We start from the raw sequence: 1,222 nt of genomic DNA, 5'->3' as shown, positions 1-1,222 counted from the left end.
CTAGTAGTCCGTCACTCATCAATTTTCGGATAAAGGTATTTCAGCTTTATGCGTGCATCGGCGGTGCGGAATTGCCAGTCGATCCCCGCTTGCCGCCGGTTGCGCGCCTCTGCCCATTTCTGGGCAAGCTCACTGACCCGCTCCAGTTGGCCAAGGCGCTGGTCCAGGCACTGTCGCGTCAACACGCTCAGCTCCGGCTCGGCCATGTTGAGCCAACTGCCATGTTTGGGCGTGTGCACCAGCTCGAGCTTGCGCGCCAGCCGTAATGCTTCCTCTGGCGCAAACGCTTCATATAGCGAGGCCAGCCGGTGGACATTGAGGTTGTCGCATACCAGCGTGATCCGTTCGGCTTGGGCATAGCGTGGTGCCTCGATCACCTCGCGCACTTGCTGCGCCCAATCCACGGCAGTCTTGCGAAGCGTCACCGGCGCGGCACGCCACCCTGCCAGCGGCTCGACAAACATCCACACCACGCACATGCCTTGCCGAACATACTCGAAATCTTCCTTGGCCGCCGCACCCGGCTGGGCTGGCACCGGCATGCGCACCTGATCGATCAATTGCTTGGGCTGTTCATCCATGCAAATGACCGGATGGCGTACATCGTATGGCCGGCAATACACTTCCAGCACTTGCTCCATCTGGCACGCAAAGTCGGCGTCGTGCTCCGGCGCGATGCACCATTGCTGCTTCAGCCACGGCTTGAGGTCGTTTTTTTTAGCGTGCGCCGCACCGTTTCACGCGAAATCGACGCCACGACCTCCAACTCCACGAGCTTGTTGGCCAACAAATTCAAGGTCCAGCCGGTGCGTTCTCCCGGCGCTTGCGAACACGCCAGCTTCACCAATTGCGCTTCAGCTTGCCCATCGAGCTTGCGGCACTGCGGCCGGCTCGGGTAATGCCGCTGCAGCACTTCGCGCGGACCTTCTTCGACCGCCTGCTTGCGCCAATTCTCCAGGCTGCGCGTGCTCATGCCAAAGGCTTGTGCGATGCGGGCATCTTGCCAGCCCGGCCCCTGCTCGCCGCGATCCATCTTCAAAAACGCGTTGGCATGGCGGATTTTCCACGCGGCTGACTTGCCGGTGCGTACGATGCCTTCCAGCCAGCCGCGTTCGTCCGCCGTCAACTTCAGCACATATTTTCGGTTCATTGCGATCTCCTTCCCGACAACCTCCCGTTAGATCGCTTTAAAACCGAAAAATGTCCTGTGTCAGACTACTAG

2 protein-coding genes are annotated in these 1,222 nt (G+C 60.0%); both read right to left on the bottom strand.

The genetic code is table 11. The features are described from left to right. Positions 1-11 precede the first annotated feature (11 nt). The gene (locus tag IGW04_RS25495) at positions 12-677 is read right to left on the bottom strand and encodes an IS630 family transposase (RefSeq protein ID WP_323744910.1); all 666 of its coding nucleotides are present in this window, start codon (positions 675-677) and stop codon (positions 12-14) included. A gap of 14 nt (positions 678-691) precedes the next feature. Then, entirely contained in the window at positions 692-1,150 is a 459-nt protein-coding gene (locus tag IGW04_RS25490; protein WP_194715893.1) for a helix-turn-helix domain-containing protein, read from the bottom strand. Positions 1,151-1,222: the final 72 nt, after the last annotated feature.

The organism is Noviherbaspirillum soli (assembly GCF_015352955.1).
Lineage (GTDB): Bacteria > Pseudomonadota > Gammaproteobacteria > Burkholderiales > Burkholderiaceae_D > Noviherbaspirillum_A > Noviherbaspirillum_A soli.
Note: the sequence above shows the minus strand (reverse complement) of the source record. Positions and strands in the feature narration are given on the sequence as shown.